The 20518-nt window shown below is 59.8% G+C and carries 18 protein-coding genes; 14 read left to right on the top strand and 4 right to left on the bottom strand.

Annotated features, from left to right (window positions below; translation table 11 throughout):
- The first annotated feature begins 22 nt into the window (after positions 1-22).
- The 14 genes from pcnB to ABCS64_RS01380 all read left to right on the top strand — a co-directional run bounded on the left by pcnB (position 23) and on the right by ABCS64_RS01380 (position 13836).
- A complete protein-coding gene (gene pcnB / locus ABCS64_RS01445; protein ID WP_418890163.1) occupies positions 23-1429 on the top strand; it encodes a polynucleotide adenylyltransferase PcnB in 1407 nt (468 codons plus the stop codon).
- Positions 1429-2085 (top strand): 2-amino-4-hydroxy-6-hydroxymethyldihydropteridine diphosphokinase, encoded by a 657-nt coding sequence (gene folK, locus ABCS64_RS01440; RefSeq protein WP_418890162.1) that lies wholly within the window; start codon positions 1429-1431, stop codon positions 2083-2085. The genes pcnB and folK overlap by 1 nt, the downstream gene beginning before the upstream one ends.
- A gap of 139 nt (positions 2086-2224) precedes the next feature.
- A complete protein-coding gene (gene panB, locus ABCS64_RS01435; RefSeq protein ID WP_418890161.1) occupies positions 2225-3037 on the top strand; it encodes a 3-methyl-2-oxobutanoate hydroxymethyltransferase in 813 nt (270 codons plus the stop codon).
- A 454-nt stretch (positions 3038-3491) separates the two neighbouring features.
- On the top strand, positions 3492-4331 hold the full coding sequence (panC, locus tag ABCS64_RS01430) for a pantoate--beta-alanine ligase (protein WP_418890160.1): 840 nt from the start codon (positions 3492-3494) through the stop codon (positions 4329-4331).
- Between the two features lie 66 nt (positions 4332-4397).
- The gene (panD, locus tag ABCS64_RS01425) at positions 4398-4778 is read left to right on the top strand and encodes an aspartate 1-decarboxylase (RefSeq protein ID WP_418890159.1); all 381 of its coding nucleotides are present in this window, start codon (positions 4398-4400) and stop codon (positions 4776-4778) included.
- A gap of 195 nt (positions 4779-4973) precedes the next feature.
- Complete coding sequence (locus ABCS64_RS01420) at positions 4974-5816, top strand: hypothetical protein (RefSeq protein ID WP_418890158.1); 843 nt, start codon at positions 4974-4976, stop codon at positions 5814-5816.
- Positions 5817-5867: 51 nt separating this feature from the next.
- Entirely contained in the window at positions 5868-7097 is a 1230-nt protein-coding gene (locus tag ABCS64_RS01415; protein WP_418890157.1) for a WD40 repeat domain-containing protein, read from the top strand.
- A 300-nt stretch (positions 7098-7397) separates the two neighbouring features.
- On the top strand, positions 7398-8480 hold the full coding sequence (gene serC, locus ABCS64_RS01410; RefSeq protein ID WP_418890156.1) for a 3-phosphoserine/phosphohydroxythreonine transaminase: 1083 nt from the start codon (positions 7398-7400) through the stop codon (positions 8478-8480).
- Between the two features lie 78 nt (positions 8481-8558).
- A complete protein-coding gene (locus ABCS64_RS01405) occupies positions 8559-9728 on the top strand; it encodes a phosphoglycerate dehydrogenase (RefSeq protein WP_418890155.1) in 1170 nt (389 codons plus the stop codon).
- A gap of 152 nt (positions 9729-9880) precedes the next feature.
- On the top strand, positions 9881-10558 hold the full coding sequence (locus tag ABCS64_RS01400) for a CsgG/HfaB family protein (RefSeq protein ID WP_418890154.1): 678 nt from the start codon (positions 9881-9883) through the stop codon (positions 10556-10558).
- Between the two features lie 35 nt (positions 10559-10593).
- Positions 10594-11046 carry a DUF4810 domain-containing protein gene (locus tag ABCS64_RS01395; protein ID WP_418890153.1) on the top strand — a complete coding sequence of 151 codons (453 nt, stop codon included), beginning with the start codon at positions 10594-10596 and terminating at the stop codon, positions 11044-11046.
- On the top strand, positions 11046-11732 hold the full coding sequence (locus tag ABCS64_RS01390; RefSeq protein ID WP_418890152.1) for a DUF799 domain-containing protein: 687 nt from the start codon (positions 11046-11048) through the stop codon (positions 11730-11732). The genes ABCS64_RS01395 and ABCS64_RS01390 overlap by 1 nt, the downstream gene beginning before the upstream one ends.
- A 134-nt stretch (positions 11733-11866) precedes the next feature.
- Entirely contained in the window at positions 11867-12910 is a 1044-nt protein-coding gene (locus tag ABCS64_RS01385; protein WP_418890151.1) for a GMP reductase, read from the top strand.
- A gap of 317 nt (positions 12911-13227) precedes the next feature.
- Entirely contained in the window at positions 13228-13836 is a 609-nt protein-coding gene (locus ABCS64_RS01380; RefSeq protein ID WP_418890150.1) for a DUF2284 domain-containing protein, read from the top strand.
- Positions 13837-13876: 40 nt separating this feature from the next.
- Here the strand turns inward: ABCS64_RS01380 and rsmA are convergent, their stop codons facing one another.
- Genes rsmA through ABCS64_RS01360 form a run of 4 tightly spaced genes read right to left on the bottom strand, consistent with a single transcriptional unit; the run spans position 13877 to position 20326 of the window.
- Complete coding sequence (gene rsmA / locus ABCS64_RS01375) at positions 13877-14683, bottom strand: 16S rRNA (adenine(1518)-N(6)/adenine(1519)-N(6))-dimethyltransferase RsmA (protein ID WP_418890149.1); 807 nt, start codon at positions 14681-14683, stop codon at positions 13877-13879.
- Between the two features lie 53 nt (positions 14684-14736).
- Positions 14737-15783, bottom strand: coding sequence for a 4-hydroxythreonine-4-phosphate dehydrogenase PdxA (pdxA, locus tag ABCS64_RS01370; RefSeq protein WP_418890148.1), 1047 nt, complete (start codon positions 15781-15783; stop codon positions 14737-14739).
- Between the two features lie 10 nt (positions 15784-15793).
- Entirely contained in the window at positions 15794-17104 is a 1311-nt protein-coding gene (locus ABCS64_RS01365; protein WP_418890147.1) for a peptidylprolyl isomerase, read from the bottom strand.
- A gap of 9 nt (positions 17105-17113) precedes the next feature.
- On the bottom strand, positions 17114-20326 hold the full coding sequence (locus tag ABCS64_RS01360; RefSeq protein ID WP_418890146.1) for an LPS assembly protein LptD: 3213 nt from the start codon (positions 20324-20326) through the stop codon (positions 17114-17116).
- Between the last annotated feature and the right edge of the window lie 192 nt (positions 20327-20518).

Raw genomic sequence — 20518 nt, 5'->3', positions numbered from 1 at the left:
TGGAAAGAGACTCCACAACGCGATGATTCGCCAACTGATTGCCCGCGTTTTCGGGCGCAAGGCCGCCAAACAAACCGGCGCACATAACAAGCCGAACACCCTGCCCGCCAGCCGCTACGGCATCCGCCGCGATGCGGTCAGCAACGGCAGCCGGCATACGGTCGAGACCTTGCAGCAGCAGGGTTATCAGGCTTATATCGTCGGCGGCGCGGTGCGCGACCTGCTCGCCGGCATTCCGCCCAAGGACTACGACGTAGCCACCAACGCCACGCCGGAACAGGTGCGCCGCTGTTTTCGCCGCGCGCGCATCATCGGCCGCCGTTTCCAGATCGTCCATGTCATGATGGGGCGCGAAACCATCGAGGTCACGACCTTCCGCGGCAGCCACGAGGCGCACGGCAACGGGCCGGCGCAAACCGATGCGCATGGCCGCGTATTGCGCGACAACGTGTTCGGTTCGCAGCAGGAAGATGCCGCGCGCCGCGACTTCACCGTCAATGCACTGTATTACGACCCGATCTCGGAAACGGTCATCGACTACCATCACGGCATTGACGATCTACACAATAAAACCCTGCGCATGATCGGCGATCCGGCGACCCGCTACCGCGAAGATCCGGTGCGCATGCTGCGCGCCGTGCGCCTGGCCGCCAAGCTTGACCTCTCGCTCGACCCGGCGACGCGCGCGCCCATCGGCGAACTGGCCGGTTTGATCGGCAACGTGCCGCTCTCGCGCCTGTTCGACGAGATGCTCAAACTGCTCACCTCCGGCCATGCGCTCAAATGCCTGCACAGCCTGCGTGAAGCGGGGCTGCATCACGGCCTGCTGCCGCTGCTTGATGTCATTCTCGAACGTCCGGCCGGGCAGCGCTTCATCCAGCTGGCGCTGGAAAACACCGACCGCCGTATCCGCGAGGGCAAACCGATTTCTCCCGGCTTTTTGTTCGCAACACTGCTCTGGCACGAAATGCTGGCGCAGTGGGAAACGCATAAAGCCGACGGTGAGCGCCCGCTGCCCGCGCTCTTCCGCGCCATGGACAGCGTTCTTGAAACGCAGGCCAGAACGCTGGCGATCACCCGCCGCGTCGCGGCCGACATCAAAGACATCTGGGTCTTGCAGCCGCGCTTCGAGCAGCGCAGCGGCAAGCGGCCTTTCTCGCTCATCGAACAGCCGCGTTTCCGCGCCGGTTACGACTTTCTTCTGTTGCGCGCGCAGGCCGGGGAAATCGACCACGAACTGGCCGCATGGTGGACGACTTTTCTCGACGCCGACGGCGCAGCGCGCAGCGCCATGCTGCAACCGCCCCGCGCCGGCGAAGGCAGAAAGCGCCGGCGCCGCCGGCGTAAAACGGCCGCGCCGGCATCGGCAACGGACAACACGGAAACCGCGCAAAACCCGCGGCCGCAGGGCGCGGACGCCAGCGCATAATGCCGCGCTTTCCACCGTACATTCCGCCGCAGACCATGGCCGTCACGCTCGCCACCACTATTTCCGGACACCCCCTGCCCGGCGCGCCGACCGAAACATCAGGCAACAGCACGCTGGCCGATGCGCCGCCCGTTACGCCTTCAGCCTCGCATTTCGCTCCATACCTGGCTTACGTGGCGCTCGGCGCCAATCTGGGCGAGCCGATCGCCCAGCTCCGGCGCGCTTTCGACGCCCTGGCGCGGATCGATCATTCGCGCCTGCTGCGCACGTCGTCGCTGTACCGCAGCGCGCCGATCGGCGTTCATGGGCAACCGGACTTCATCAATGCCGTCGCTGCGCTGGCAACGGCGCTGGCGCCGGAAGCGCTGCTCAATGCGCTGCTGAGCATCGAGACGGAGTTTGGCCGCCGCCGCGATTACCCAAACGCACCGCGCACGCTCGACCTCGACCTGCTGATGGTCGACGACCGCGTACTCGACACCCCCCGGCTGCAACTGCCGCATCCGCGCCTGCATTTACGCGCGTTCGTCATCATGCCTCTGCTCGAAATCGCCCCCGATTGCCGCATTCCCGGACGCGGCCTGGCCGCCGCCTGGCGGCCTGCCGTGCAGATGCAGGCGATCGAGCGCCTTCCGCCGGCAGAAAAAATGGAGTAACTGAAAAATACGCAACAAAAAATGCCGTGGCGACCGTTTGCCCGGATAATCCCCCGCAAACACTTGACACATGGCCGCACAAGCCGTGTATCCTTGCCGCGTCCAATTTCCCTTGAACCACAACTGATCGTACATTGCCATGTCTGCACAAACTCCGACCCGCCGGCTCACGCAACTCGATCTGGTCAAAATGCGCGCCGCCGGTGAAAAAATCGCCATGCTCACCTGCTACGACGCCAGCTTTGCCAAGGCCTGCGAGGCCGCCGGCATCGACATCATCCTGATCGGCGACTCGCTCGGCATGGTCATCCAGGGGCACGATTCAACGCTCCCCGTCACCGTCGAGCACATTGCCTATCACACCGCCAGTGTCGCGCGCGGCTGCCAGCGCCCGCTGATTCTGGCCGACATGCCTTTCGGCAGCTATCAGGAAAGCCCGCAGGTCGCCTTCCGTAACGCCGTTCCGCTGATGGCCGCCGGCGCCCAGATGGTCAAGATCGAAGGCGGCGCCGGCATGGCCGACACCACACGCTATCTGGTCGCGCGCGGCATCCCGGTCTGTGCCCACGTGGGACTGACGCCGCAGTCCGTCCATCAGCTGGGCGGCTACCGGGTACAGGGCAAGGACGCAAGCGGCGCAGCACAGCTTGTGGCCGACAGTCTGGCGCATCAGGAAGCCGGCGCAGCGATGGTGCTGATGGAGGCGGTTCCGGCGCCGCTCGCCGCGGAAATCACGGCGAAGCTCGCCGTGCCGACCATCGGCATCGGCGCTGGCAAGGATTGCTCCGGGCAGGTGCTGGTGCTGCACGACATGCTCGATGTCGCGCCCGGCCGCAAGCCGCGCTTTGTGCGCAACTTCATGGCCGGGCAGGATTCGATTGTCGGCGCGCTGTCGGCTTACGCCGCCGCCGTCAAGGACGGCAGCTTCCCGGCCGCCGAGCACTGTTATTGATACAACGTTTGCCGATGAACCGTCGCCGCTGAACATTGCTGCCGCACGCGCCCCAGCAATACTGCCGGCAAGACGGAAAGAAGCGCATCTCGCACTCCACTCATATGGCTCCCGTATGTTCCTGTGTTCTTTGTGATCCGGATGGCGTCGTTTATCCCGTTTGCCTTTTTGCATTCTTTTCATTTCTTTTTCATTTCCTGACGCCTCGCCGGATCGCCGGCATTTCCACGCCACCGATCCCGTTCATTGATCGTTTTTCTAAAGTTTCCGCCACCCGCCTAGCGAGATAGAGAGAGATCGTCCGCCGGACCTGCCGCAGCTTTTTCGGTCTTTATCCGGATTTTCCAGGTCTACCGAAAATTGCGGCCATGCCGCATGGCGTCATCAGTCCCCGGACCAGCCACAGTATTCCTATTTTTCCATTTTCCGTCATCGTCATTCGAAAGGCTTTGCGATGCAAATCCACGCTACCGTTTCCGAACTCCGCCACGCGCTCAAGCAGCGCGGACGCATCGTTTTCGTACCGACCATGGGCAACCTGCACGCGGGTCATCTGTCGCTGATGCGACAGGCGCGCGCGCACGGCGATACGGTTGTCGCCAGCATTTTCGTCAACCGCCTGCAATTTGGCCCCCATGAGGATTTCGACAGTTATCCGCGCACCTTCGAGGCTGATTGCGCGCATCTGCGCGAGGCGGCCGTCGACATTCTGTTTGCACCCACCGAGGCCGATTTATACCCCGAACCCCAGCAGTACCATGTCGATCCGCCGCCCATCCAGGGCCAACTCGAAGGCGAATTCCGCCCCGGCCATTTCCGCGGCGTCGCCACGGTCGTGCTCAAGCTGTTCAACATCGTGCAGCCGCATGCGGCCCTATTTGGCAAAAAGGACTACCAGCAGCTCATGATTCTGCGCAACATGGTGCGCCAGCTGGCTTTGCCGATCGAGATCATCGGCGGAGAAATCGTGCGCGCCGAAGACGGCTTGGCGCTTTCTTCGCGCAATGCCTACCTCAAAGCCGAAGAGCGTGCCGAGGCCGCCCGCCTGAACCGCGTGCTGCACCAGATCAAGGCGGCCATCCAGGCGGGCCGGCGCGATTTTTCCCAGCTCGAACGCGACGCCATGGCCGAACTCGACGCACACGGCTGGAAAACCGATTATGTCGCCATTCGCCGCCAGGCCGATCTGCAAGAACCGCAGCCTGGCGACCGCGCGCTGGTTATTCTGGCCGCCAGCCGGCTGGGAACGCCACGCCTGATCGACAACCTTGAAGTCATCGCCGATTCCGCTTGACACGGCGGTCACACCGTCTAGAATCGCACCCAATTTTTCTTATTGCTACCGTATCGAGGCATCCCCATGCAAAGAACCATGCTCAAGTCCAAGCTGCACCGCGTCACCACGACACACTCCGAACTGCATTACGAAGGATCGTGCGCCATCGACGAAACGCTGCTGGAAGCCGCCGACATTCTGGAAAACGAACAAATCGTCATCTGGAACGTCGACAACGGCGAACGCTTCACCACCTATGCCATCCGCGCCGAACGCGGCTCAGGCATCATTTCGGTCAACGGTTCCGCCGCCCGCCGCGCCGCGCCTGGCGACCTGCTGATCATCGCCAGCTTTGCCGTGTATGACGAAGCCGAACTGGCCACACACAAACCGAAACTGATCTACGCCGACGCCCAGAACCGCATCAAGCGCACAGGCGAATCGATTCCGACGCAAAAAGCCTAGAAGGCCTAAGAGGCAGGGAAATCGCTGCTAACGCCTGCCCCTTGTCTCCTTGCCTTTAACCTGTGCTGACCGGAGGAATACAGGGTACAGGGGCGAGGCTTTTTCTTTCCCATCGGGTAAACGACATACAAAGCGGCGGATACGTCAGCGAACCTGTGGCGCATCCATAATGGAGCATACTTAAGGGAGATAAACATGGCCGAACCGAAATATGCTTTCAAGGTACTAGAGGATTCGAAATACAAAGATACATGGAAGGATTCCCTGACTCAACGTATCAATGACCCCTCCAAAATCCACCAGCAAGGCAGCCCCCTGTGCGGCCCGGCCGCCTTCATGTACTGCATCGCCCGCACCGCCCCCGAAACCTACCGAAAATACGTACAGGACCTGGCCTACCATGGCGAAGCCATGCTGGGCAGCCTACACGTCAAGCCCCGCCCGGAATGCCTCAACGAAACGGCTGATAATCTTGTCAAGATCGGCATTGACCCGGTTGACTGGATTGCACTGGCCAGCCTGCGCGATTCAAGCAACGACTTCCTGTCCGTTACCGCCGGCAGCAGTCTGGCCGGCATCACCCTGCCATCGACCCTGGCCGACTGGTTCAACCAGTCCGGACTCTTTTCCGGCGGCGTCAGCAAGCAGGCCAGCACCTCCTCCACCGAACACGGCCTCGATTCCCTGATCGAAGCGAACTGTCGCCATCGCAGCGGCAGTTGCGTCTGCCTGTTCCTGCGCGCCGCCATCATTGGCGGCGGCGGAAGCCTCGGGATTAACAAACTGGGCGGCAAAGACACCCCCAAAACCTGGTCGGGCGCGCCCGACCACTGGGTCGTCCTCGTTTCGGACATTCACCTGGGCCGTCAGCAGAACCTGATCCCTTTTAGCTGCAGCCTGCCGCGCACCGACGGTCTGGAAGACGAACCCCTGCGCGCACGCATCTACACCTGGGGCAGAGAGCGCCCCATGTCGGCCGGCCGGGTCGGCAACTTCCTGCCGTATTACTACGGCTTTGTCGGCGCCGCAAGGCACTAATCCGGAATCCGGAGCACAGGGCAAATGAACGAGGCAGGATGGAGGTGATGTATGCGACTCATGAAACGTAGGCTAGCGATCGGATTGATGGGAGTGATCATCGGCAGTGCGATGCTGCTTTCCGGCTGTCGTCTGGCGCAGTCGGCAGCTAATACGCAGGCGGAGGCGGCTGCGCCGGTCGCCGTGCAGGTGCCGAAACCCCTGAGGCCGAGGGTGCTGATACATCGAGACCTTCGCCTGAAGCGCGAACATTTCGGCCGTATCCGCTTTTCTCCCGACAGGGCACACTTTCTCATCACGGGGCCGTACTCCCCAACCATTGACATTTTTCGCACAGCCGGCCCGCAACATGTCACCACCATCCACCTGAAACATGGTCAATCGAGTCATCTAGAAACGGACTTTGTTTCTAACGATCAGTTGTTTGCCAATCTGGAGTACGCCCTATTCCAGGTCTATCGGGTGCCGGACGGTATAAAGACCTTCGAATACCAGTTTGAACGTAACAATGATCCCATCTTCGCCAATAGGGAAGTTGCCCTGAGTGGAGAAAGCCTGCTGTACTGGCAGAGCGGGCAAACCTATACCATCCCTTGGGCGGGGCCGAATGTGGCCTACCTGGGGATCACCCAGGACAACGCAGTACTGATGCATGGTTTCAACCCTTGGGTTCGTGAGGAAAATCCAGCCACGGGCCGCAAGGTCGACTGGGAAACGACCGGCAAATCCAGGGTCAGGTACTTCATGAGCACGCCGGATCACCGGCATCTGGTCACGGTCAATTTTGACGGCGCCTGTGCGGTTTGGCGGCGCGGGGACAAGCCGGAATTGGTAGCGCGCTGCGCCGAAGGCATTGGCGAGGAAGTGGTGCAAGGCAACACTTTCTCCGGTCTCCCCGACCAATACCAGTTTGCCGCGACGGCCGGGAACAGGGTACGGGCCTATCGCATCGACCCGGCCACCGGCGTGCCGCATCAGTTCTTCGATCAGGACATGAGCGCTCCTGTCATGAGTGTGGCACTGAACGCCAACGGTCGGCTGGCAGTTTCGCTGTTCGATGAAGCCACACAAAGAACGGGGGTGGAAGTCTGGGACATTGCCAGTCGCCGGCCTATCGCCCGCTATATGACAGAGTCGAACGAACTGGCAAGACAAACCATGGATGGTATCGATTTAAAATTCAGGGTCAAGACTGTTTTCCACGAACTGGGCTTTTCTGCCGACGGGAAGCTGCTGCTGGCCATTGCCGGGCAGTCGCTGCTTGCCTTTGATGTGCCGTGATGACGTTTTCCAAACACTGCCATTGATCTGCACGGATTTATCATCCTATAACCCGGGCTGCTTCATCTATTTTTATGGTTAAAACCGGTGTTGTGTCATTCTACGCCGAGTGCCACAACATGCCGCTCTGCGCACCATGAGGCTGGCCTGACCGGATGCAATTTCGCTACAATGGCGCGTCGATGCGCCTTATGGCCGTTTTGGTCGCGGCGCCCGCTTTTCCTGCTTTCTTCTTTCTTTTTCATTCATTCTTTATTCAATCTTCCATCCCGGTTTCGGATATCCCAGAAAGGCACAATCATGGATCGCATCTTCAACTTCAGCGCCGGCCCGGCGACCCTGCCGCAGGCCGTTCTCGAACAGGCGCGCGACGAACTCGTCAACTGGCGGGGCAGCGGTATGTCGGTGATGGAAATGTCCCACCGCGGCAAGGAGTACATGAGCATTCACGCCGAGGCCGAGGCCGATCTGCGCGAGCTGCTCGGCATTCCGGCCAATTACAAGGTGCTATTCCTGCAGGGAGGTGCCTCTGCGCAGTTCGCCATGGTGCCGATGAACCTGCTACGTGGAAAAACCTCGGCCGATTATCTCAATACAGGCGAATGGTCGAAGAAGGCGATCAAGGAAGCCAAAAAATTCGCTGACGTTAGCATCGTCGCCTCCTCTGAAGACAAAAATTTCACCTATGCGCCCGCACAAAACGCCTGGCAACTCGACCCCAACGCCGCGTACGTGCATTACACGCCGAATGAAACCATCGGCGGCGTCGAAATATTCTGGACGCCGGAAACCGGCAACGTACCGCTGGTTGCCGATATGTCGTCAAACATTCTCTCCCGCCCTATCGATGTTGCAAAATTCGGCCTGATCTATGCGGGTGCGCAAAAGAATATCGGACCGGCCGGCCTGACGATCGTCATCGTGCGTGAGGATCTGCTTGGCGAAACGCTCAAGGGAACGCCGACGATGTTTGATTACAAGATCGCCGCCGACAATGATTCGATGTACAACACGCCGCCCACCTTCGCCATCTACATCGCCGGCCTGGTGTTCAAATGGCTGCGCGCCAAAGGCGGCCTCGCTGCCATGGAAAAAGAAAACATTGCCAAGGCGGCGTTGTTGTACGACTTTCTCGATACGTCGGAATTTTTCATTTCACCGGTGGCCAGGGAAAACCGGTCGCGCATGAACGTTCCCTTTACGCTCAAAAATACCGACCTCGACGAGGAATTTCTCAAACGTGCGAAGGCGCGCGGCATGATCCAGCTCAAAGGGCATCGCTCGGTTGGCGGCATGCGTGCTTCGATTTATAACGCGATGCCGATCGAAGGCGTCAAAACACTGGTCGAACTGATGCGCGAATTTGAAAAACAACACGCATAAACCGCCGGCCCGGATATCCGGGTCGTTGGTCACCGACTCATCTGAATCCAGATACTTTTCCTAGAGATCACGCACACCATGAACCGTAAAATCCTGACGCTCAACGCCATTTCTAAGAAAGGGCTGGCTCGCCTGCCCGAAAGCTATACAACCGCTAACGATATGGAAGCACCGGATGCCATCCTCGTCCGTTCGCAGAATATGCACGAAATGGCGATCCCCCCCAGCGTACTGTGCATCGGGCGCGCCGGCGCCGGAACCAATAATATTCCGATCAAAGCGATGAGCGAAAAGGGCATCGTCGTGTTCAATACACCTGGCGCCAACGCCAATGCCGTCAAGGAATTGGTGATCGCCGGCATGTTGATGGGCACGCGCAATCTCTTTCCGGCATTGCGCTTCGTCAGCGGGCTGGTCGGCGATGATGAATCGCTGCAAAAGCAGGTCGAGTCGGGCAAAAAGCGCTTTGTCGGCCACGAATTGCGGGGCAGCACGCTGGGTATTATCGGCCTGGGCGCCATTGGCTCCAAACTGGCCGAGGCGGCTATCCAGCTCGGCATGAATGTCATCGGCTACGATCCGGACATTACCGTCGAAGCGGCCTGGCGGCTGCCCTCGCAGGTGCGCCGGTCGGCCAGCATTGACGATCTCGTCAAGCGCGCCGATTTTGTCAGTCTGCACGTACCGTTACTGCCCGCCACCCGCGACCTGATCAACGCCGAGCGCATCAAATTGATGAAAAAAGGCGTGGTACTGCTCAATTTCTCACGCGAAGGCATCGTCAACGACGCCGCGGCGCTGGACAGCCTCAACGAAGGCCGACTACACGCCTATGTGTGTGACTTCCCAAGTAATTTGCTGCGCCCGCATCCCAACTTCGTTTCATTGCCCCACCTGGGCGCTTCGACCGAAGAAGCCGAGGAAAACTGCGCCATCATGGTATCGGAGCAGATCGCCGATTATCTCGAAAACGGCAATATCCAGAATTCCGTGAATTTTCCCAACATCGCCATGCCGCGTGAGTCCCGTTACCGGCTTGCCATTGCCAATGCCAACGTACCCAACATGTTGGGGCAGATCTCTACGGCACTGGCCGATGCGGGGCTAAACATCCATAACATGGTCAACAAATCACGAGGGGATATGGCCTTCACACTGGTCGATGTCGAAACCGAAATTTCCGTGAAAATCATCGAGCAACTGGCGACGATCGATGGTGTATTGCGCGTGCGCTATCTGCCGTCGTAACATGACATGCCGTGATCGGGCGTGCCCGCACCGGCATCGGGTTGTCGGCACGACCGGTAGGTAACACCGCAGACAAAGGCAGCGCGCACGCGCTGCTTTTTCTGTCGAAATCGATGTCCCATATTTACGTTTGTATCAGTAGGGAGAAAGAGATGAAAACCCTCCGGAAGACTTTTTTCATTGGCCTGCTCGCGCTCCTTGGATTACTGACCGGCTGTGCAACCGAGGAGTCGCGGACATTGGCGACGACGCAAACGGTCGCCACAACTCGCCCATATACCGGCGTCCGGCAACAGATTGCCGTCGGCAAGTTCGACAACCGCTCGAATTTCATGCGCAGCGTATTTACTAATGGCGTCGACCGGCTAGGCAGTCAGGCCAAAACGATTCTGGTGTCGCATTTGCAGCAGACGAACCGGTTTATCGTACTTGACCGCGAGAATATGGGGGAAATCCGGCAGGAAGCGGAATTTTCCAAACGGCAGCAGTCGATTCAAGGCGCGCGCTACGTCATCACCGGCGATGTCAGTGAATTTGGGCGCAAGGAAGTCGGCGATCATCAACTGTTCGGCATCCTGGGACGCGGCAAGCAGCAGGTCGCCTATGCCAAGGTCACGCTGAACGTCGTTGACGTGGGCACTTCGCAGGTCGTTTACTCCGCCAGCGGCGCGGGTGAATATTCGCTGTCGAACCGCGAAATCATCGGTTTTGGCGGCACGGCGAGCTATGACTCGACGCTCAACGGCAAAGTGCTCGATCTGGCGATCCGCCAAGCTGTCGATGCGCTTGTCGCCGGCATCGAATCCGGCGCCTGGCAAGCCGGTAATTAAACATCAAAAACAATGGCGATGAGTTGGGGAACCCTATGCGCCTCCTAATTTCCACACTGTGCGCCGCGCTCCTGACAGCGTGCGCGGCGCCACGTGAACCGCTCTATTACTGGGGAAATTTCCCGGCACAGCAATATGCCTACCTCCAGGGGAGGCAGGGGCCGGAAGAAGGCATCCAGGCGCTTGAAAAGACCCGTGAAGAAGCCAAGGCGCAAGGAAAACCCTTGCCGCCGGGGTTCCAGGCCCATCTTGGACTGCTGTATGGTCAAACGGGACGAACCGACCTGTTCGAACAGTACCTGGCAGCGGAGAAACAGCAGTATCCAGAAAGTGCTGCCTACATCGATTTTCTGCTCCAGAAAAATCCGCCCGAGAAAGCCCAGCCGGGCGCGCCCCATGCGGATCAGACAGGTTCGGCAAAGTCTCAATCGGGCGAGGCAACGCCCGAACATAAAAACCCAGTAAAAAACGTCCATAGAGGCCAATGATGAGTCTGCATGCCCCTCTGCGGCGCTTCGCCGCACTATTGCCAATCCTCGCCCTGCTTGCCGGCTGCGCCAAGCAGGCAGTCAAGCCGTTTGACTACACCGCGTTCAAGACGGCGCGCCCTGCGTCGATTCTCGTACTGCCGCCGCTCAACAGTTCTCCGGACATCAAGGCAAGCGACAGCGTCATGTCGCACACAAGCGTGCCGCTGGCCGAATCCGGTTATTACGTGTTTCCGGTCACGCTGACTGAAGAAACCTTCAAGCAGAACGGGCTGACCGTCCCCGCCGATATCCATGCGCTGCCATTTGACAAGCTGCGCCAGATTTTCGGCGCGGACGCCGCGCTGTATATTGATGTCATGCATTACGGGACCTCTTACGCCTTGCTGGCCAGCGAAACGCGCGTCACCGCGAAGGCGCGGCTGGTCGATCTGCGCAGCGGTACGGAACTCTGGAACGGCGCCGCAACGGCCTCAAGCGCCGAAGGGCGAGGTGATAGCGGCGGCGGGCTGATCGGTATGCTGATCAGCGCCGCCTTGTACCAGATCGCCGAAACGGTCGCCGACCACGGTCATCGGATTGCCGAGATCACCGATGCACGCCTTCTATATGCGGGGCGCCCGCATGGCATGCTTTATGGCCCGCGTTCGCCGATGTACCTGAAAGACGGCGTTCCGGCGGAATGAAACCGTGATGCCCCGGCAACAGCCCTGCCAAGCTGCCTCAACGGCCTTCATTACCCGTTCATTTTTCAGGAACAGGGCGTGAAGGTACGATTGACGCTTCCCATCAACCGCCAGACTTTACCGAAAGTTTTTTCATGCGAATCGAACAGGATCTGAAACTTGATTTCAAAGATGTTCTCATCCGCCCCAAACGCTCGACGCTCAGTTCGCGCTCCGAAGTCGATATTGCCCGTGAATTCGTTTTCCTGCATTCGCAGCAGAAATATCACGGCATCCCGATCATTGCCGCTAATATGGACTCGACCGGCACGTTCGAGATGGGACGCACACTGGTTCGGCATCGATTATCAACGGCCTTGCACAAGCATTACGGCGAAAGCGAACTGCTCGCTTTTTTTGCCGAACAGACCGATGCCATGCTGCCGATTTTTTACTCGATGGGCATTACAACGCCCGATTATGAAAAATTCCAGCGCGTCATGAAAGCCGCCAACGGCAGCATTCGCCACGTCTGCGTCGACGTTGCCAACGGCTATACCAAACCTTTCATCCGCTTCATCCACAAGCTGCGCGCCGCCTATCCCAACATCACGATCATGGCCGGCAATGTCGTTACGGGCGAAATGACTGAGGAGCTGATTCTCGATGGCGTGGATATTGTCAAAGTCGGTATCGGCCCCGGTTCGGTCTGTACAACGCGCAAAATGGCGGGGGTCGGCTATCCGCAGCTGTCCGCGATCATCGAATGCGCCGACGCCGCACACGGGCTGCGCGGCCTCATCTGCGCCGACGGCGGTTGCACCTCGCCAGGCGACATTGCCAAGGCTTTCGGCGCCGGCGCGGATTTCGTCATGCTCGGCGGGATGCTTGCCGGCCACGATGAGTGCGGCTCGGAAATCGTCGAGGTCGACGGCGTGCGCAAAATGCGCTTTTACGGCATGAGTTCACGCGAGGCGATGAACAAATACGCCGGCGGGGTTGCCGTCTACCGCGCCTCGGAAGGTAAAGAGGTGTTGCTCGACTGCCGCGGCTCGGTCGAAAACACGCTCCAGGATATTCTGGGCGGTGTCCGTTCCGCCTGCACCTATGTGGGCGCACGCACGCTCAAGGAGCTTTCCAAACGCACGACCTTTGTGCGCGTGACGCAGCAGCTGAACGAGATCTTCGGCGCATCGTAGATTGGGTTGTGCCGCTGAATAGCGCTCCGCGCAAGGTCGGCCTGACAGCTGCATGGGCGGTGCGTGCGGCGACGCTGCGCACGCCTTAGCGCAATCGCGTAAAGACCAGGCGCGGATCGCGCATTGCCGTGTTCTTTAGCGCTTGCTGCCGTACTGCGCATGTGCGCATGACTACCAGCCGTTTCGGCACAGGCAAACATCAGCATCGGATGCCACTGCCGAAGGGGCGCGTTATCATTGCCGCCTGATGCAATAAGGCAAATGATCACCATAGGCAAAATTGAGTGTCGACGATCCCAATGGAAGCAACGAAATCCATGACCGGAACCGTGCACACCGTCATCGTCAGCAAGGCGGACATGATGCGGTATTACGATCCGGAACGCATCCAGGGGTACTGCCGAACTTGTGAGAAATACGGCCAGTTCTGGTCGTGCCCGCCTTTTGAAAACTCACCGCTGGAACAGTTGCCACCATGGACGCACGCCATTTTGGTCACCCAGAAAACCTGGGTGGAACCCGGCTCGACGAAAGAGCGCCTCATCGAGCAATTCCTTGCCGCCCGCCAGATTCTGGTCAATACGCTGAAACACTGGGAGCGCGACGGCTGCCTTTCGGTCATTGCTGGCCACTGTTCCGGCTGTTCAAAATGTACGCGCCCGCGCGGCATCGCCTGCCAGGTGCCGTCCAAAATGCGCTATTCGCTCGAAGCGCTGGGCTTCGATGTCACCGCACTGGCCGAAAAACTGGCAGGACAATCATTGCACTGGCCTAAAAGCGGCGTGCCGGATTATCTGCTCACCGTCGGCGCGCTATTGTGCCGTGATCAGGCACTTGCCCTGGCATGGAAACAAAATGAGTCGGCGATGCAAACGGCGCCTATTCACCCGCAACACCATCCAATCACCATTCAGCGCCGCACTTAATCCGCCGTTGTCGCTTGTAACGTACTCCGGAAACCTGTATTCAGGTTGCGCGCATCTCGCCAGCCAAGGCGTTCGCCAGGTAAACATACTCTTCGACGGTCAGCATTTCGGCGCGTGCCGTGGGCGCGATGGCGAGTCGCGCCCAATCGGTTTCGGGGAAATAGGCCGATAGCGTATTACGCAGCATTTTTCGACGCTGGGAAAAAGCGGCCGCGACGACTTCAGCCAGTGTCTCCGCATTACGCGCCGTCAATTCCGCCGTTGGGCGCGGAATCAGGCGAACGACGGTGGAGTCGACCTTGGGCGCGGGAGCAAACGCTCCCGGCGGTACATCGAAGAGCGGATCGACAAAAAAACGGTATTGCAGCATGACCGACAGGCGGCCGTAATCCGGCGTATCGGGCGCCGCCGCCATGCGCGCGACGACTTCTTTCTGCAACATGAAATGCATGTCCCGGATCGATTCGGCATATGTCGCCAGATGAAACAGCAGCGGCGTCGAAATGTTGTACGGCAGGTTGCCGACGATGCGTAAAACGCCCGCCTCGCCTCTCGCCAATACGGAAAAATCAAAAGTCAGCGCATCGCCTGCGTGAATCGTCAAAGGTCCGCCGGGAGCGGTGTCAAAGCGTTGCTGCAAACGGGCAACGATATCGCGGTCAATCTCAATGACATGCAGGTGATTCAGTCGAGGCAGCAAAAGTTCGGTCAGTGCGCCCAGGCCGGGGCCGATTTCAACGAGACGCTCTTCGCGGCGCGGTGCAATCGCCCGCACGATGTCGCCAATAACCTGCGGGTCGATCAGAAAATGCTGACCAAAACGCTTGCGGGCGATATGTTTTTGCATAAACCGTCCCTGGAAAATCGCCTTCACATCTTTGCGCCTTGCCTATTGTGGCGCTAGGCGCAGTGCATTTTCCGCGTCCGCGCCACCATCTCGGCTGCCTGTTCAACCGCGGCAAACAGACTGCCTGGATCGGCCGCACCTGTCCCGGCCAGTTCCAGCGCCGTGCCATGGTCGACTGAGGTACGGATGATCGGCAGTCCCAGCGTCACGTTGATGCCCTGACCAAACGTGGCATATTTGAGCGCGGTCAATCCCTGGTCATGATACATGGCCAGCACGCAATCCCCCTGTGCAAGCAGCGGCGGCGTAAACATCGTATCGGCAGGCAATGGGCCTAACAGCGTCATCCCCTTGGCGCGCAAACGTTGCAGCGTCGGCGCGATGATTTCGATTTCTTCCCGCCCCAAATAGCCGCTCTCGCCCGCGTGCGGATTAAGTCCAGCAACAAGGATGCGCGGCGCGTCGATGCCGTATTTACAGCGCATATCGGCATGCAGGATGCGCAGTGTCGCCGTCAGCGATTCCGGCGTAATCGCCGCTGGCACATCCTTGAGCGGGAGATGCGTTGTCGCCAGCGCGACGCGCAACCCTTTGCCCGCCAGCATCATGACGACGTGCGGCGTCCCCGTCCGTGCCGCCAGGTATTCGGTATGTCCGGTAAATGCGACGCCCGCATCATTGATCACGCCTTTGTGTACCGGCGCGGTCACCATCGCCGCAAATTCGCCGGACATGCAGCCATTCACGGCGCGATCGAGCAGGTTGAGCACATGGCGGGCATTGGCCGGATCGAGACGGCCGGGCATCGCCGGTGCGGTCAAGGGAAAATGCAGCACATCAAGCGTATCTGCAAGCAATGGCGGAAATGGGTTCTCCGGCGTCCAGTCGCGCAAAGTTACTGCTAGGCCGAGATGCCGGGCGCGCTCGGCAAGCAGCCCGCGATCCCCCAGAACGAGAAGACGAAACGGCGCCTTCGCGCTAAAACGTTCGGGCAGGCGCAGGCATAGCTCCGGCCCAATCCCTGCCGGCTCACCGCAGGTGACGGCAATCAGTGGAGGGGAAGCGGGTTCTCCGGACGTGCCGGAGCATTGCGCGTGCATCGCCCGCCTTTCAATGCTCGTCGAGCCGGATATCGACATAGGCGCGGTCGCGCTCCTGGCGCAGCCAGTCCTGATACGCCTCGTCCAGCTTGCGCTCTTTCAGCGCCTCTCGCGCAGCAGCGCGCTTGCGTTCGTCCGAAACGTCCTGCATACGCCGCTCGAGCACCTGGACGAGGTGATAGCCGAACGGCGAGCGGATCGGCACACTGATCTCGCCCGGCGCAAGCTGATCCATAACCCGCTCGAAATCGGGAACCGTATCCCCCGGATACAGCCAGCCGAGATCGCCGCCTTTGGCGGCAGAACCGTCCTGCGAAAAGAGCCGGGCCAACTCCTCGAATTTTGCACCGTTCTTCAACCGCTCATGGAGATCGTCGAGACGGCGTTTGGCCTCGACATCGGAAACCAGCTCATCGACCTTGATCAGGATATGACGGGCATGGGTCTGCTGCACTTGCGGCGGCACGGTCGCGCCGCCTTTGGCCAGCAGCTTGACGATGTGAAAACCATTGGAACTGCGCAGAATGGGCGCCAACTGCCCGGGCGCCAGTTTTACAACCGCTTCGGCAAAGATTCCCGGCATGCGATCAAGCGGACGGGCGCCCAGACTGCCGCCGCGCAGGCCATCCGGTGCATCAGAGTAGGCGGCGGCCATCTGGGCAAAATCCTCGCCGGCCTGTAAACGGCGGTAAATATCATCGGCTTTGGCCTGCGTGCGCTGAATCTGTTCCGGCGTTGCACCTTCCGGCAGACGCAGCAGGATATGCGACACCTCGTACTCCTGGTTCCCGCTGCCCGTCGCCTGGCTGTTCAGAAAATTATCGATCTCGCCTTCGGAAACCACGATCCGGTTGTCCACCTCGCGTTCACGCACGCGGGCAATGGTCATTTCATTGCGAATTTCTTCACGGAAATTGGCGAAGGGGATACCGTCCCGCTGTAGCGTTTCGCGGAATTGCTCCATCGACATATTGTTATTGGCGGCAATCCGCTGCAAGGTCTGTTCCAACACGGCATCATCGACATGCAGACCGATTTCCCGCGCACGCTGCAATTGCAGTTTATCGATGATCATGCGTTCGAGCATCTGCCGCTCCAGCTCGTTGCGCGGCGGCAGCGAAGTTCCTTGCTGTCGCAGTTGCCGCAATGCCAGTTCCAGTCGGTCAGTCAGCTCGACCTGGGTAATGACTTCGTCGTTGACAACGGCGACGATATGGTCGGCAGGCTTCAGGTTCGGATACGCCGGCGCGGCAGCCTGCGCAAGCAGTTCCCCTGAAACGCACAGTCCCAGCGATAACAATAGGGAAGGAAGAATTTTCATGCGCGCCCCTCAATGCACATAGATGGAATCTTTGACCGGCTCGTTGATCAGGCTGTAACCCTGGATATTGCGGCGCAGCATATCGATCGGATTGGAGCCGATGCTGGTGAAGTCATTCAGTTCAAGCTGGAGGAAGAAAGCTGACGAGGCTTTTTCCGAAGTCAGCGCCAGGCGCTGGACAACCCCGCGCACCACCCAGCAGCCGCCGTTGTACTCCAGCCCGGCGACCGCCTGAATCAGACGGCCGCGCTGACTGACGGTAGACAACACCGCGCCGTCGTCGCGGAAGGAATAGTTGTAGCGGCCGACGGCGTACAACCGTCCCGTCAGCGGCCATTGCCCGGACAGGTCGATCTGCTTGACCGGCGCGCTGGGATCGCGATTGTAGTGATAGGCGACATTGAGCACCTTGCCCGGCGCAGGCAGGTAACGCACGCCGGCCGACAGGCGCTTGACCTGCCTGTCGCGCACATCGTATTGCGAAGCGAAATCCGCATAGACGCGCGGCAGCACCTGGCCACTGAATGCCGCCAGAAAATCGGATTTATCCCAGCTGCGCCCCTCGCTGCTGGCGATCGAATTGGCGCTCAAGCCCACCTTGTTACGCGTGAAATAGAAACGCTGACCAATCGTCGCCCGTGCAATCTCGGCACCGGAATTCGGCTCCAGCAGGCGGCTGCTCACTGCGGCGGTCAACTGGTTGGCGTTGTTGATGCGGTCCCAGCCGGAGAACTGGTTTTCCGAGAACAGCTGCGCGAAATCGAAATCGGCCAGAGCCGTATCGAAGACCGGGATCGCATCCTGATTGCGATAGGGAATATTGACGTAATACAGCCTCGGTTCCAGCGTCTGCTGATAATTCTTGCCAAACCACCGGCTGTCCCGCTCGAAAGTCATCCCCGAATCGATGCTCATAATCGGCAGTGTCGAACTGATCGACTTCGGCGTACCGGCCTCCCGGTTCGACAGGGAATAATGGCGAATATTCAGACCCAGTTTGGGAGTGATATACCAGCCCGGCCGTACATACGGCAAAGCCAGTTGCGGGTATAACACCAGACGGCGCCCTTCCGGCGCAGTGACGGTCATGCCGTTGATGATCTGCTTCGGCTTGGAGAAAGCGGTAAATTGGCCCATGAAGCTGGCGTCGGCAGAATACAGATCCGCCTTGCGCGCATTGAGCGTAATCTGCGGCAGCATGCGGTACTGCTCGAGCACTGGGTTATTCGCATCCGGCTGCAAAGTCTGATAGCCCTGGAAGTCGACGGTAGCGTTCCACCAGCCGCCACCGCCGTAGCTCACCTTCGCCTGCCGGAGCAATTGCGTCTGCGAGGTCGCAGTCACATGGCTCGATAGGTCGGTGAAATAGTGGTCATCCGACACCCGGTTGTAATTGAACTCGCCAGAAAAACCGCTGCCTGTAAACTGGCGATGTGAGAACGCAATGCCGTAGCGGTTTTTATTGTCGTACTGCCGGTCGCTCGGCAGATATTCGACGCGTCCCTCGCCCTCATAACGGCCGCCCCAGGCTGTGTTGAGATAACGCCCCAGAACATCGAACTGTATCCCGCGCTTGCTGATCAGGCGCGTTGTAATCGTCGCATCGCGGTTCGGTGCGATATTCCAGTAATACGGTACGCTCAGGGTGACGCCGTTGCTGCTGCTCATTCCGAAGCTTGGCGTCAGCAGACCCGACTTGCGTTGCCGGTTAAGCGAGAACGACCAATTGGGCCAGTACAGGATAGGGACATTTTTGAAATACAGCGTCGATGCCTGGCTCTCACCCTGTTCATAGTCATAGTCGAGTTTGAGTTTGTTCGAGCGTAGATACCAGCTATCGTCACCCGGTGCACACGTCGTAAACCGGCTGTCGCTCAGACGGTACTGGTTTTCGCCTTCGAAATCGATGCGCTCAGCATCACCGCGCACGTCGGACATCGTCTGTCCTTTTCCACTCATCGCCTCGACGCTCTCGGTCGTCAGCGGCATGGCAAAACCGGAATGCCAGTAATTCTGGCGGCGCTGTTCAAGATAGCGCTCGGCCGACGCGATATCCGCCGCCGACGGGTTGGCAGACTGCGGACTGCGTTTGAAACTAAATTCCGGCTGCTCGAAAAAGCCGACCTGATCCTCGAGTTTGAGCCGCATCTTCGGCCCAGTCACGGTGTCCTGTCCTTGTGCGAGACGCACCCGCCCTTCCGCCTCCACCTCATCCTCGACCGGCCAGTAGGTCATCCGGTCCGCATTGACGGTCACATCCACCTTGCGCAACTCGGCATCGCCTTCGGCGCTCAGTTCGCGTTCTCCGTCACCGCCTACCCGCTGCGCACTCAGGAAGGCAGGACGGGCATCTTCTCTATCTGCCGAGACCACCGGTGATACCGCGGCCGAACGACGCAAGGTCAAGGCAGGAGAGGTATCGGCCACACGCGCCTCCCTGCCCGATCCTGCATCCGCCGGCAAGGCCCAGGATGCGGATGGGGCGCCGGAAGCCGCCGGCATGCCCGCCGACGTGCCTGCAACGGCAGGTTCGGCGGATGTGACGGGAGCGGCTGCGGACGCCGCCGGCATTTCAGAAGAAGAAGGCGGAGCCGCCTGTCCGGGCGATGCGGCATGTGCAGAAGAATCCCCCAGCAAGGACGGATCGACATGCGGCAAGGATGCGGCGGGCGATTTGGCGGCCGATGCTTCGTGTGGCTTCGCATTTGCCGGCCGTGCGGAAACCGCAGACGTATCGATGTCGAACACGGCAGCAGGTGCAGGCGCAGTAACGACGGCGGGTGCGGCCGGGCGGGATGCCGGTGCCGACGGTGCGACGGAAGCGGCCGAAGCATGCGGGGTTGGCGAAACAGCGGCAGGCGCCGCAGGAACAGGCGCGGCATCAGCCGCTGGGCGGGCGGGCGGAGCGAGTGAATCAACGGCAGCTGAAGAAACTGGCGCTGGCGCGGATATTGTCGGCCTGGGCGCGCGCGACGCGGCAATGGGCTGTGTATTGGCAGGCGCGGAGACCGCCTGCATAGTTTCCGCCGCCTCAGCACGGCCACCGGAGGCCGCGCCGGACGGGGCTTCACGGGCAGCTTCCCGCAGCTCGGGCGCGAGCAGGGCCGGATCGATGCGCAATGGCTCTGCCTGCACATCCAGGGCATGTCCGCCGGTCATTAACCCGGCCATGCCGAACAAAAAGCACTGTGCCAGCGGTTTATGCCGCACTGTCGGTTTCATCTGCCCTTCGTCATCAATTACGCCATCGACCACCATAAATTATGGCTACCTTGCCTGCCATACCCCACCGCCAGGGAAAGCCGGAACGGGCGAAACCCTGCGCGGCGAGCGCTGCTTCCGGCCGCAAAGGCGTACGGCGTGAATGCTAAAATTGACGCATTCTAGCATCTACCGCTTTATTTCATCTTTTCA

Origin of the sequence: Dentiradicibacter hellwigii, assembly GCF_041770905.1 — a bacterium.
Taxonomy (GTDB): Bacteria; Pseudomonadota; Gammaproteobacteria; order Burkholderiales; family Rhodocyclaceae; genus Propionivibrio; species Propionivibrio hellwigii.
Note: the sequence above shows the minus strand (reverse complement) of the source record. Positions and strands in the feature narration are given on the sequence as shown.